The organism is Streptomyces sp. NBC_01520 (assembly GCF_045040375.1).
GTDB lineage: Bacteria > Actinomycetota > Actinomycetes > Streptomycetales > Streptomycetaceae > Streptomyces.
On record NZ_CP109404.1, the window covers coordinates 4,010,110 to 4,022,749 of the forward strand.

General features: G+C 71.7%; 10 protein-coding genes. 6 read left to right on the forward strand and 4 right to left on the reverse strand.

Translation table 11 applies throughout. The annotated features are described in order from the left end of the window. Positions 1-35: 35 nt before the first annotated feature. The 6 genes from OG524_RS17965 to OG524_RS17990 all read left to right on the forward strand — a co-directional run bounded on the left by OG524_RS17965 (position 36) and on the right by OG524_RS17990 (position 7,551). Positions 36-1,676 carry a protein kinase domain-containing protein gene (locus OG524_RS17965; RefSeq protein WP_405811046.1) on the forward strand — a complete coding sequence of 547 codons (1,641 nt, stop codon included), beginning with the start codon at positions 36-38 and terminating at the stop codon, positions 1,674-1,676. 249 nt (positions 1,677-1,925) lie between these two features. After that, positions 1,926-2,471, forward strand: a complete 546-nt coding sequence (locus OG524_RS17970) for a hypothetical protein (protein WP_405389817.1) — start codon at positions 1,926-1,928, stop codon at positions 2,469-2,471. A 61-nt stretch (positions 2,472-2,532) separates the two neighbouring features. Further along, entirely contained in the window at positions 2,533-3,153 is a 621-nt protein-coding gene (locus OG524_RS17975) for a PadR family transcriptional regulator (RefSeq protein ID WP_405811048.1), read from the forward strand. Between the two features lie 128 nt (positions 3,154-3,281). Next, complete coding sequence (locus tag OG524_RS17980) at positions 3,282-4,046, forward strand: ABC transporter ATP-binding protein (RefSeq protein WP_405811050.1); 765 nt, start codon at positions 3,282-3,284, stop codon at positions 4,044-4,046. Beyond that, the gene (locus tag OG524_RS17985; RefSeq protein ID WP_405811052.1) at positions 4,043-6,898 is read left to right on the forward strand and encodes an ABC transporter permease; all 2,856 of its coding nucleotides are present in this window, start codon (positions 4,043-4,045) and stop codon (positions 6,896-6,898) included. Before OG524_RS17980 ends, OG524_RS17985 begins: the two co-directional genes overlap by 4 nt. A gap of 104 nt (positions 6,899-7,002) precedes the next feature. Further along, positions 7,003-7,551: a bacterial proteasome activator family protein gene (locus tag OG524_RS17990; protein WP_405389813.1), complete on the forward strand. Its 549-nt coding sequence runs from the start codon at positions 7,003-7,005 to the stop codon at positions 7,549-7,551. A 127-nt stretch (positions 7,552-7,678) separates the two neighbouring features. On the opposite strand, the gene OG524_RS17995 is transcribed toward OG524_RS17990, so the two are convergent. The 4 genes from OG524_RS17995 to OG524_RS18010 all read right to left on the reverse strand — a co-directional run bounded on the left by OG524_RS17995 (position 7,679) and on the right by OG524_RS18010 (position 12,594). Continuing rightward, positions 7,679-8,692, reverse strand: coding sequence for an NAD(P)H-quinone oxidoreductase (locus OG524_RS17995; protein ID WP_405389812.1), 1,014 nt, complete (start codon positions 8,690-8,692; stop codon positions 7,679-7,681). 112 nt (positions 8,693-8,804) lie between these two features. Then, positions 8,805-9,971, reverse strand: a complete 1,167-nt coding sequence (locus OG524_RS18000; RefSeq protein WP_405389811.1) for a potassium channel family protein — start codon at positions 9,969-9,971, stop codon at positions 8,805-8,807. Beyond that, positions 9,929-11,434 (reverse strand): molybdopterin-binding protein, encoded by a 1,506-nt coding sequence (locus tag OG524_RS18005; RefSeq protein ID WP_405812475.1) that lies wholly within the window; start codon positions 11,432-11,434, stop codon positions 9,929-9,931. Before OG524_RS18005 ends, OG524_RS18000 begins: the two co-directional genes overlap by 43 nt. Positions 11,435-11,718: 284 nt before the next feature. Next, the gene (locus tag OG524_RS18010) at positions 11,719-12,594 is read right to left on the reverse strand and encodes an NTP transferase domain-containing protein (RefSeq protein WP_405811055.1); all 876 of its coding nucleotides are present in this window, start codon (positions 12,592-12,594) and stop codon (positions 11,719-11,721) included. Between the last annotated feature and the right edge of the window lie 46 nt (positions 12,595-12,640).

Genomic DNA, 12,640 nt, shown 5'->3' on the forward strand with positions numbered 1-12,640 from the left:
TCATCGCGTCCGTGGGCGCCAAGGGGGAGCAAGTCATGAGCCAGGACGGCGCACACGGCGCACAGGGGCGCTACGCGGGCGGTTCCGTGGCCGGTGGCCGCTACCAGCTGCGCGACCTGCTCGGCGAAGGCGGGATGGCGTCCGTCTATCTCGCGTACGACTCCGCACTCGACCGCCAGGTCGCCATCAAGACGCTGCACACCGAGCTGGGACGCGAGCAGTCCTTCCGCGAGCGGTTCCGGCGCGAGGCGCAGGCCGTCGCCAAGCTGCAGCACACCAACATCGTCTCGGTGTTCGACACGGGCGAGGACGAGCTCGGCGGCGCGCTGATGCCGTACATCGTCATGGAGTACGTCGAGGGGCAGCCGCTCGGCTCCGTGCTCCAGGCCGACATCCGGACCCATGGCGCGATGCCGGCCGACAAGGCGCTCAAGGTGACGGCCGACGTGCTCGCCGCCCTGGAGACCAGCCACGAGATGGGCCTGGTCCACCGCGACATCAAGCCCGGCAACGTGATGATGACCAAGCGCGGCATCGTGAAGGTCATGGACTTCGGCATCGCCCGCGCCATGCAGTCGGGCGTCACCTCGATGACCCAGACCGGCATGGTCGTCGGCACGCCCCAGTACCTCTCCCCCGAGCAGGCGCTGGGCCGCGGTGTGGACGCGCGGTCCGACCTCTACTCGGTCGGCATCATGCTCTTCCAACTGCTCACGGGACGCATCCCGTTCGACGCGGACTCGCCGCTCGCCATCGCGTACGCGCATGTGCAGGAGGAGCCGGTCGCGCCGTCCAGCATCAACCGTTCGATCACGCCCGCGATGGACGCACTCGTCGCACGCGCGCTCAAGAAGAACCCGAACGAGCGCTTTCCCAGCGCCGCGGCGATGCAGGACGAGATCGCGCGTGTGCTGCACGCGGGCGGCCACGCGGGTGCTCCGGTGATCATCGGCGGAGGCACACCGGCGAACAGCGGCTCGGGCGTCGGCTCGGCGGTCTTCCCGCCCGTCGACCAGACCACTCCGGCACCACACGGCGTGCAGACGCCCTACCAGGCGTACCCGGGAACCCACCAGCAGCCGGGCCCCTACGCCTCGCCGACCCCCGCACCCACGCCGGGTTACGGCTACCCGCAGGCGGCCCAGCCGTACGGCACCCAGGCGCCCCTCGCCCACCGGACTCCGCCGCCCTACACGATGTCCCCCCAGTCCACGGCGGTCACGGGCGGCAGCGGCGGCGGTTCCAAGCGGAACCTCCCGGTCATCGTGGGTTCGATCGTGGTGGCCCTGGTGGCGATCGGCGGCCTGATCGGCTTCCTGTCCATGGACGACGACTCGGACCCCGGCACGAACGACCCGAGCACCGGCGAATCGGCCGTCGCGGGTGAGCACAGGCCGCCGGAGCGCAACCGGACGATGGACACCGAGAAGTGCACGGACGCGTCGGAGGACACGGACGACCCGCAGAAGGTGCAGGCGCCGACCTTCGTCTACAAGGACATCCTCTCGGCGAAGGAATGCGCCCTCGCCGCGGGCTGGACCGTCAAGGAGATCGCGGAGCCGGGCAACACGTACGCCGAAGGCCAGGTCGTCGGCCAGTTCCCGTCCGCCGGCACGGCTGTGTCGGAGCGCGGTGCCCACTTCGAGCTGAAGGTCTCCACCGGCGACCCGGCCTGACGTCACACGCGGGCGACCCGGCGGGTGGTTCGTGTACCGGGTGGTTCGTGTACCGGGTGGTTCGTGTACCGGGTGGTTCGTGATCGCGTTCGCGGATGGTCGCGTGCGTGACCTGCCTTGTTTGCGGCTTGCCCGTTCGTGACCGGCCCTGTTCGCGGCTCATCCCGTTCATGACCGGCCCGCCCGCCGGCTCGCGTGGTCGGCTGCCGCCGGGATGCCGGACGTATCGGGGCGTGTGACGCTGATCTCATGCCCCCAGGACCCCTGGCCTCGCGGCCGTCCCGATGCGTGGCCTGTCTGGTGATGGCGGCCGGAGTGGCACTCGGGCCGTCGGCCGGGGCGTACGGGGCGTACGGGGCGTACGGGGACAGCCGGCCGACCTCGGTCCGCCCCGCACCCGGCCCGTCGGACCGACCTTCGGGATCGCCTTCGGGATCGCCTTCGGCGGAGGAGTCCGGGTCCCCCCTGGCCGGAAGGCCGGCCGGGGAAGGCCGGGCGCGGCCCGGTCGGTCGCTGTCGCCGACGGAGCTCGCCGACTCCGAGGCCTCGGCCGACGAGGTGCCGCCCGGGACGGACCCCGGCGAAGCGGCGTCCCCCGAGGCGGACCCCGGCAGGGTGCCCGCGTTCACTCCTCCGCCCGACGCGTTCCCCGAACCGGGCCGCACCGCCCGGCAGCGGCAGGCACTGGACGAGCCCGCCGTGCGGCAGGTCCAGCAGGTGTCCCTCGGCAGCGGAATCGCCCTGGTGGGCCTGGGGCTGGGGTTCCTGGCGTTCCGTATGCGCCGCGTGAACTGACAGCGTGAACTACCGGCCAAGGCACTTGCGTTCAGCAACATACTCGGTATACATACTCAGTATGTCGATTCGTCACGGGCTGCTGGCCCTCCTGGAGCGAGGGCCTCGGTACGGCTCCCGGCTCCGCACCGAGTTCGAGTCCCGTACGGGCTCCACCTGGCCGCTGAACGTCGGCCAGGTCTATACGACCCTCAGCCGTCTGGAACGCGACGGCATGGTCGTCCAGGACGGCGAGGACGACGCGGGCCACGCGCTCTACTCGATCACCGACGACGGCCGCACCGAGCTGCGGAGCTGGTTCGAGACCCCGGTCGACCGCAGCAGTCCGCCCCGTGACGAGCTGGCGATCAAGCTGGCGATGGCGGTCGGAGCGCCCGGCGTGGACATCCGGGCCGTGATCCAGGCCCAGCGCGGCCACACGCTGAAGGCCATGCAGGACTACACACGGCTGAAGGCCCAGGCGCTCGCCGACGTGCCCTCCGACCGCGACGAGGTCGCCTGGCTCCTCGTGGTGGAGCAGCTGATCTTCCAGGCCGAGGCGGAGGCCCGGTGGCTGGACCACTGCGAGTCCCGCCTCGTCCGCCTCGCCGAGGCCGCCGCCACCGAGCCTGCCCCGTCCGGGTCGTCCACGGGCCGGCCTGGAGCCCGTACAGCGGCTTCCCGGCTCCGTAACCGGCACTGACCCACCGGGGCGGCCGCTCACATCGCGCGCCCCGGCCCACAGACCGCACAGGCGGACCGCGGGCAGAACGACCGCGCCGCGGTTCCCGCCCGGCTTCCGCATGCCCTTCCCAGGGGGAGTAACCCGTCATGTCCTCGTCCGTCCCGTCCCCGTCCTCCGGTCCGCCCGTGGACACGCCCGTCCTCGAACTGAAGTCGCTGACCCGCACCCACGGCTCCGGTATCGCCGAGGTGCACGCCCTGCGCGGCGTCAACCTCTCCGTGCGCGCCGGGGAGCTCGTCGCCGTGATGGGCCCCTCCGGCTCCGGCAAGTCCACCCTGCTGACCCTGGCCGGTGGTCTCGACACCGCGACCGGCGGCCAGGTCGTCGTCGAGGGCCAGAACATCTCCGCGCTCGGCCCCAAGGGCGTCGCCGCCCTGCGCCGCCGCAGCGTCGGCTACGTCTTCCAGGACTACAACCTGATCCCCGCCCTCACGGCCGCGGAGAACATCGCCCTGCCGCGCGAGCTCGACGGTGTCGCCGTGCGCAAGGCGCGTAAGGAGGCGATGGCCGCACTGAAGGAGATGCGTCTCACCGAGATCGCCGACCGCTTCCCGGACGAGATGTCCGGCGGCCAGCAACAGCGCGTCGCCATCGCCCGTGCCCTCGTCGGCGACCGGCGCCTCGTGCTCGCCGACGAGCCCACGGGGGCGCTCGACTCCGAGACCGGGGAATCCGTCCTCGCTCTCCTGCGCAACCGCTGCGACCAGGGCGCTGCGGGTGTGATGGTGACGCACGAGCCGCGGTACGCGGCGTGGGCGGACCGGGTCGTGTTCCTCCGGGACGGGACGATCGTCGACCAGACGCTGTCCTCCGGCGCCGAATCGCTGCTGACCGCGGAAGGTGTCCAGTGAGCTTCCTCCCGGGGTGGCGGGCCGCATTCCGGATCGCCCGGCGCGACGCGCTGCGGTCCAAGGGCCGCAGCTCGCTCGTCGTCGCGATGATCGCCCTGCCGGTCCTCGGTGTGACGGCCGCCGATGTCACGTACCGCAGCTCCACACCGACCGCCGCCGAGGAACTGACGGCCACGATGGGGTCGGCGGACGCCGTGTTCAGCTCGGCGGGCATAGGGCCCGTCCAGGTCGAGCAACTGCCCGACCTCAGGACCTACGACGTTCCGCCCGGAGCGCCGCAGCCGGACAGCAATACCGCGAAGCCGGTCGACGTACCGGGCGCCTTCCCGAAGGGATCGCGGTACGTCACGGAGCAGTCCGTGCCCGCCACCGTCACCACCCGGCACGGGATCGCCAACATCGAGATCGTCGAGCTGCGCACCTCCGACCCGGCGGTCCGCGGCAAGCTCGACCTGGTCGACGGGACGTACCCGGACGGCAAGGACGAGGTCGTCGCGACCGAACGCTTCCTGGAGGCCGCCGCGCTGGGCATCGGCTCCCGCACGACACTGCGCGGACCCGGGCAGACGTACACGATCACCGGCAGCGTCGAGGTGCACAGCAGCCTCGGCAGGAGCGCGCTGTACGCCGAACCGGGTGCGGTCGTCGCACCGTGGAAGGCGGCGGCCGCCCGGGACGACAAGGTCGTCCCGCCCAATCCCAGTGACACGAAGTGGCTGGTCCAGGGCGCGGGCGGGGCCGGTGTCACCTGGTCGGACGTGCTCGCGGCCAACAAGAAGGGCGTGCTGGCCCTGTCCCGCCAGGTGGCCCTCGACCCGCCGCCGGACTCCCAGGTGCCCCTGGCCGCACGCGCAGGCCCCGGTTTTCCCGACAACTCGGCGGAGCTGAGCGCGGCCGTCGTGACCGTCGTCGCCATGGCGGTCCTGGAGGTCGTCCTGCTGGCGGGCCCCGCGTTCGCGGTCGGTGCGCGCCGCTCGCGCAGGCAGCTCGGTCTCCTCGGCACCTGCGGCGGTGACCGCAGCCAGGTACGGGCGGTGGTACTGGCCGGGGGTGCGGTGCTCGGCGGATTCGGCGCCGTGGCCGGTGTCGCCGGCGGTCTCGGGCTGACCGTCCTGTTCCGTCCGATGATCGAGGGCTGGACCGAGAGCCGCTTCGGCGCGCTCGAAATCCGTTTCCAGGAACTGCTGGCGATCGCCCTGATCGGCTTCGTCACCGGAATTCTGGCGGCGCTGGCCCCCGCGATCGTGGCCGGCCGCCAGTCCGTGCTGGAATCGCTCACCGGCCGCCGGGGCACGCGCCGGAGCTCCCGGGTCCTGCCCGTCGTGGGCTGCGTGGCTCTGGCGGGCGGTATCGCGGTCGCCGTCGTCGGCGGTACCGGGGGAGACACGACGCTGGTCGCCGGCGGGTCGATCGTCGCCGAGCTCGGGGTGCTCGCCTGCATCCCGGTGATCGTCGGCTTCCTCGGCCGGCTCGGCTCCCGGCTGCCGCTGTCCCCCCGGATGGCACTGCGCGACGCCGCCCGCAACCGGGGACGCACGGCACCCGCGGTCGCCGCCGTGATGGCCGCGGTCGCGGGCACGGTGGCCATCGCCACGTACACGACCAGCGTGACGGCCGAGCACGCGTACGACCACGTTCCCATGCTCACGCCCGGCACGGCGGCGCTCGTGAGTTCCGAGTCCGGGGCCGGCCAGCTCCCCCTCGCCCGTGCCGCAGTCGAACAGAATCTGGCCGTCAGCGGCGGCCGTGCCGACTTCGGACGCGTCTGGGTCGGCTCCGACTGCGCCGTCTACTACGAGGAGGAGGACGGCTGCGGCACGCTCGAGCTGGTCAAACCGACCGGAAAGGGCCACAGCTGCCCGCTCCAGGGGCCAGGGGCCCGGAAGCTGGCCCAAGAGCTCTCCGCCGACGCGCACAAGAAACTGATGAGCTCCCCCGCGTGCGTCGACGAGTACACCCAGGCGTACTCGTTCAACTCGGGCCCCGCCAAGATCGTCGTGGGGGACACCGCCGTGCTCACCTCGTACGCGAAGATCGACGATCCCGGGGCGGCCAGGGCACTGGCGAACGGCACACCGGTGCTGCTGAACCCCGCCTACGCGAAGGACGGCCGGGTCACCCTGAAGGCCGTCCACACGTACAACAGGCAGGACAAGGAGAACCGGAAGCTGCACCCGGGCAGGGCCAGGACCACCACGGAGCGGTTGGACGTGTACGTCGCACCCGCGAGGTACGCCGCCACCCCCGGGATCCGCATGATCATGCCGCAGAGCACGGCGGACCGGCTCGGACTGCACACCCAGGACCACGGCAGCTTCTACACCGTCGCGCACCCCCCGACGGAAGCCGAACAGCAGGCGCTGCGGGCGGCGTTCGCACAAGTCGGAAACTCCGCCTACCTCCAGTCGGAACAGGGGCCGAGCTCCCGGGACGAGGACGTGGTCCTGCTGATCCTCGCCCTGTTCGCGGGTGTGGTGACCCTGGGCGCCGCCGCCATCACGACCGGTCTTGCCAAGGCCGACGCGGAGGCCGACCTCACCACGCTCAGCGCGGTCGGCGCACCACCAGGAGTACGCCGTTCGCTCTCCGGCTTCCAGTGTCTCGTGGTCGCACTCACGGGTGTACTGCTCGGCACGGTGGCAGGCGTCGTGCCCGCGGTGTCACTGCGTCTGATCGACCTGCGTGACGCGATGGAGTCCATGCGCGCGGAGCCCATGAACTCCGCGTACACGCCGATCGTGCTGCCGTGGGAGACCATCGGGCTGCTGGCCCTGGTCGTACCCGTGCTGGCCGGGCTGCTCGCCGCCACGTTCGCCGGGAAGCGACTGACACTCACTCGCCGCGCCGGCTGACGGACCACCGCCGACCGGCCGCTCCGATACCCCCGGAAAGGGTGGATCATCCCTTTCCGGGGGCACCAACGTGATGTGCAGCAGGTGTACGAGACAATGGCGGCATGGAGATGCCGAGGAATGACCGGTCGCAGGAGCACCCCCAGGTCCTCGTGGTGGGACAGGACGGAATGGCTATCGGCGGCGGTGGCAGTGACGACGAGTCGCGCGAGGTCCCGGTGACGGAGATGGTCGAACAGCCCGCGAAGGTCATGCGCATCGGCAGCATGATCAAGCAGCTTCTGGAGGAGGTCAGGGCGGCTCCTCTCGACGAGGCGAGCCGGGTCCGGCTCAAGGAGATCCACCAGAGCTCGGTGAAGGAGCTCGAGGACGGTCTGGCGCCGGAGCTGGTGGAGGAGCTGGAACGGCTCTCGCTGCCCTTCACCGAGGAGTCCGTGCCCTCCGAGGCCGAGCTGAGGATTGCGCAGGCCCAGCTGGTCGGCTGGCTGGAGGGCCTGTTCCACGGCATCCAGACGGCGCTGTTCGCCCAGCAGATGGCCGCCCGTGCGCAGCTGGAACAGATGCGCCGCGCCCTTCCACCGGGTTCGGGCCATGAGGACGACGAAGGCGGCACGGACCCGCACGGCCCGGCGCGCTCCGGTCCGTATCTGTAACCACCCCCTCTGATTCGCCCCTGTCACCCCTTCTTCGTTTGCACCGACAGCAGTACGCGCGAGGGCCCGGCACACGTGATGTGTGCCGGGCCCCCGCGCGTATCCCGCTTCTGTGTCGGGCCGTGTGTCAGGCGTTCGCGGTGGCCTTCGGGGCGGTGGCCTTCGGGGCGAGCAGGAGCACCTTGCCGATGTGGGCGCTGGACTCCAGCACCCGGTGGGCCTCCGCGGCGTCCGGCATCGGCATCGTACGGTCCACGACCGGACGGACGACGCCCTCGCCGATCAGCGGCCAGACGTGTTCCCGTACCGCGGCGATGATCGCGGACTTCTCCGCGAGCGGGCGTCCGCGCAGGGAGGTGGCCGTGACGGCGGCCCGCTTGCTCAGCAGTGCGCCCAGGTTCAACTCGCCCTTGACGCCGCCCTGGAGACCGATGATCGCGAGGCGGCCGTTCACGGCCAGGGCCCGAACGTTCCTGTCCAGGTACTTCGCCCCGACGATGTCGAGGATGACATCCGCCCCCGCTCCGTCCGTCGCCTTGCGCAGTTCCTCGACGAAGTCCTGCTCGCGGTAGTCGATGAGGATGTCGGCGCCGAGTTCCTGACAACGCGCCAGCTTCTCGGGGCCGCCGGCGGTCACCGCGACACGCGCGCCGACGGCCTTCGCGAGCTGGATCGCCATCGTGCCGATGCCGCTGGACCCGCCGTGCACCAACAGGGTCTCGCCGGGGCGCAGGTGGGCCACCATGAAGACGTTGGACCAGACCGTCGCGGTCACCTCGGGCAGCGCTGCGGCCACCGCCAGGTCCACGCCGTCGGGTACCGGCAGCAGCTGGCCGACCGGTACGGCGACCTTCTCCGCGTACCCGCCACCCGCCAGCAGCCCGCACACCTCGTCACCCACCGACCACCCGGTCACACCGGGGCCGAGGGCCGCGATGCGACCCGCGCACTCCAGGCCGGGGTAGGGGGAGGCACCGGGCGGTGGGTTGTAGAAGCCCTGCCGCTGCAGGACGTCGGCCCGGTTGACCGCGCTGGACACGACCTCGACGAGGGCCTCGCCCTCGCCTGGTACGGGATCGGGTACCTCTGCCCACACGAGCGCCTCAGGGCCACCGGGTTCGGGGATCGTGATCGCATGCATGGCCGCGAGGCTACTCCGTGCGGCTCCCGACAGCCGTCAGGCCTGCGAGCCGCCGTCAGGCCGGGGAATCACCGTCAGGCCTGCGAGCCGCCGTCCTTCCGGGGAATCACCGTCAGGCCTGCGAGCCGCCGTCCTTCCGGGAACGCTGGTTGGGCTGCGGCAGGTGGTTCGCCTGCGGAGCGTGGATCGGTGAGGCCCGCACGATCGTGATCACCCGGTCCGTCAACTGCAGCGGACTGGCCGCCGGATCGTCGTACCCCATCAGCCGGTGCCCCCGCAGCACGCTGACCACCAGGTCGTCGGTCTCCCGGACGCTCTTGCCCACCTCGGCCTTTATCACCGGCCGTTCGACGAGATCGAGACCGCTGCCCTGCTGGATGAGGTCCTCCATCACCGTGCCCGCACTCGGGCTGAGGACGGAGAGACCCAGCAGACGGCCGGCCGCGCTCGCGCTGGTGATGACGGCATCGGCGCCGGACTGCCGAAGCAACGGAGCGTTCTCCTCCTCCCGCACAGCGGCGACGATCTTCGCTCCCCTGTTGAGCTGACGCGCGGTCAGCGCCACCAGTACGGCGGTGTCGTCGCGCTGGGTCGCGATGATGATCTGACGCGCCTTCTGGATCTCGGCCCTCAGCAGCACATCACTGCGGGTGGCATCGCCCAGCACACCGACGAACCCTTCGGCGTTGGCAGCTTCGATCACCTTGCCCGCAGGATCGACGATGACGATCTGGTCCTTCTTCAGACCGGTGGTACAAAGCGTCTGGATCGCCGAGCGGCCCTTGGTGCCGAAGCCGACGACAACGGTGTGTTCACGCAAGTTGGTTCTCCAACGGTTCAGCCGGAAGTCCTCCCGGGTCCGCTCCGTCAGGACCTCGAGGGTGGTGCCGACCAGGATGATCAGGAAGAGCACACGCAGCGGCGTCACCAGCACGACGTTGATCAGCCGGGCCGGGTCGCTGTACGGGACGATGTCGCCGTATCCGGTCGTCGACAGCGTCACCGTCGCGTAGTAGACGGCGTCGAGGAAGTCGACCTTCCCATCGGCGTTGTCGTGGTAGCCGCCGCGGTCCGCCCAGACGATGAACACGGTGACGGCCATCACGGTCAGAGCCATCGCCAGGCGCTTGGCCACCTGGCGCAGCGGTCTGTCGACCACTCGTCGGGGCAGGAGCACCCGGGTCGGGACGATGTGCTCGTCCGCGCGCCTGGCCATCGCATCTTGGCCGGGAAGTTTCACGTGAAACACCCTTCCGTCCAGGGCGTCACCGAGGCCCACGGCAGATCGAGGATCTCCACCTCGGTGCCGGACCGTACCCCGCCCGGCGGCACAACGGCCAGCCCGTCCGCGGCGGCGATCCCCCGCAGCATGGCAGGGCCGTTGTAGTGCAGGGCGACGACACCGTCCGCACGGTGAACCACGGGAACGAGGCGGGTGTCGTGCGGATGTCCGTGCACTGCTTCCTGCACGGGCGCACGGTACGGATCCTGAGCGGGCCGTCCGGCGATCCCGCGGAGCAACGGCTCGGCCAGGGTGAGCAGTCCGGACACGGCGGCCAGGGGGTTGCCGGGCAGCCCGACCAGGTAGGGACCGTCATCGGCGAGCCGGGCCAGGAGCATGGGGTGGCCGGGGCGCACGGCCACCCCGTCGACGAGCAGTTCGGCCCCGGTCTCGGCCAGGACGGGGTGGACGTGGTCGACGGGGCCGGCGGCGGTCCCGCCCGTGGTGAGGATCAGATCGGCGTCGGAGGCGGCGAGAGCCTCCCGGAGCGCGCCGGCGTCGTCTCCGAGGCGTCGGGGGGCGGTGACTTCGGCGCCCAGCGCCCGGAGCCAGGGGCCCAGCATCGGCCCCAGGGCGTCCCGGATGAGCCCGTCGTGCGGAAGCCCGCCGGTGAGGAGCTCGTCGCCGAGCACGAGGACGTCCACCCGAGGCCGGGGTACGGCGACGAGGGCGTCGTACCCCGCGGCGGCGGCCAGCCCGAGAACGGGCGGGGTAACGAGAGTTCCGACGGGCAGGAGCATGTCGCCCGACCGGCATTCCTGGCCGCGGGGCCGGATGTCCTGACCGGGGACGACTTCGCGGGTGGCGTGGAGCAGCCCCTCGGTCACGTCGGTACGTGCGTGCTCGCTCCGGATGACGGCGGTGGCGTCGGCCGGGATTCGGGCGCCGGTGGCGATGCGTACCGCCTCGCCGTCGAGGAGCGGTTGCGCGGCTCCACGTCCCGCGAGGAGCCCTTCGCCCTCCCGTACGTTCCAGGGGCCCGGCCCGGCGACGACCCAGCCGTCCATGGCGGAGGTGTCGAAGGACGGCAGATCGGTGAGCGCCACGACGGCCTCGGCCAGGACGTGTCCGAGCGCCCGGTCCAGGGGGAGCCGGTGAGCGGTACGGGGGGCGGCCCGGCCGAGTCGCTCGGCCAGGGCGCGCGCGTCGCTCCAGGGTGTGGCGTGAGTGCGGTGGGCCGTCGGCGTCGGGGGTGCCTTCGGTGTGCGGCCCGGGGGATGCGGGGTTCCCTGGGGAGCGCCGAGGGGGCCGGGGGTCTCGCCCGTCGACGGCAAGGTGGGCCGGTTGGACGGGTCGTCAGGTCGGGAGGGCTTGGCAGGCCTGGCTGTTCCGTCGGCCCGGTCCGGCGGGAGGTGCCCGGCCTGCGCCTGGCGCCCCACGAGGGCGAGGGCCTGCTCGACGGCCCGCTCCGCCTCGGCCGACTGCTTCTCCTCGGCCGCCCGCTTCGCCTCGGTCGACAGTCGCTGCTTAGCCGATCCGAGCTCCTGGGCGGTCCGGAGTTCCTGAGCCGATCCGAGCTCCTGGGCGGTCCGGAGTTCCTGGGCGGATCCGAGCTCCTGGGCCGATCCGAGCTCCTGGGCCGCCCGGGTCTCTGCGGCCGTCAGCGACGAAGGCCGGCCGGACGGGCCCGCGCTCGATGCCGGGACCTGAGCCTGGGTCTGAGCAAGGGCCGGGGCCGGAGCGTCCGATCGGCGGTCCCGTCCGCCTGCGGGCAAGGGCCCGTCGGCCCCACCTCCGGGGGCCGTCATGGTGAGCCGGTTCCGCTACCGGTCGCCGTCTCTTCCTCCCACCGGAGCGCGAGCGCGGTGGCCTTACGGGAAGCCTCCGCAACCGCTTCGGCCGCGACTTCCGGGCTCTTCCCGCTGCTCGCCATCGCCGCCGCGTACCCGACCAGGAAAGTGGTCAGCGGCGCGGCGGGACGGGCGACGCCGTGCGCCGCATCGCGGGCGAGGTCGAGGAGGACGCCGGTGTCGACGTCGAGCTCGATGCCCAGTTCGTTCTTGACTGCGGTGATCCATTCATCCAGCACGGTCCCATGCTCCCTGATCCGGGCCCTGGCGGCAGCAATGTCTTCCCAGGTGTCGCAGTCGAACGAGGCAAGGTGGTCGGCCTCGACTCGCGCCAGGTCCAGTTCGGCCGTCAGCAACCGCAGCGGCAGACCGGCGAGACTGCCGTGCTCGGTGGCGAGGAGTGCGAGCTCCCGCCGGAGCGGCTCGCCGCGATAGACCGCGACCAGCGGCTGGTCCCGCCCGTCGGGATCCCTGCACAACGCACCTTCGTGGGCTCCCGTTCCCGCGGCAGCCAGCAACGAACGGACCGTCGCCTCCCCCAGGAACGGCAGATCCGCGGAGAGTACGAGAACCCTCTCCGCGGTCGTGTGCCGCACCCCGGCCCCCAGCGCTGCCAACGGGCCTCCACGCTCGGGAACTTCACGCGTCCAGACGACCGGGCGCACGGTGGGACGGCGCCCGCCCACCACCACGGTGGTCCCGGCATCGGCACAGACGGCGAGCACCCGGTCGAGGAGTGCCCGGCCACCCACGCGGAGTCCTGGCTTGTCGGCTCCCCCGAGCCGCTTCGCGGCCCCTCCGGCAAGAACGATGGCGTCATACGCGGTCATGCCCCGAGTATGCGTGCCGTCCGCCTCAGCTGATTCCGCCGGGGCG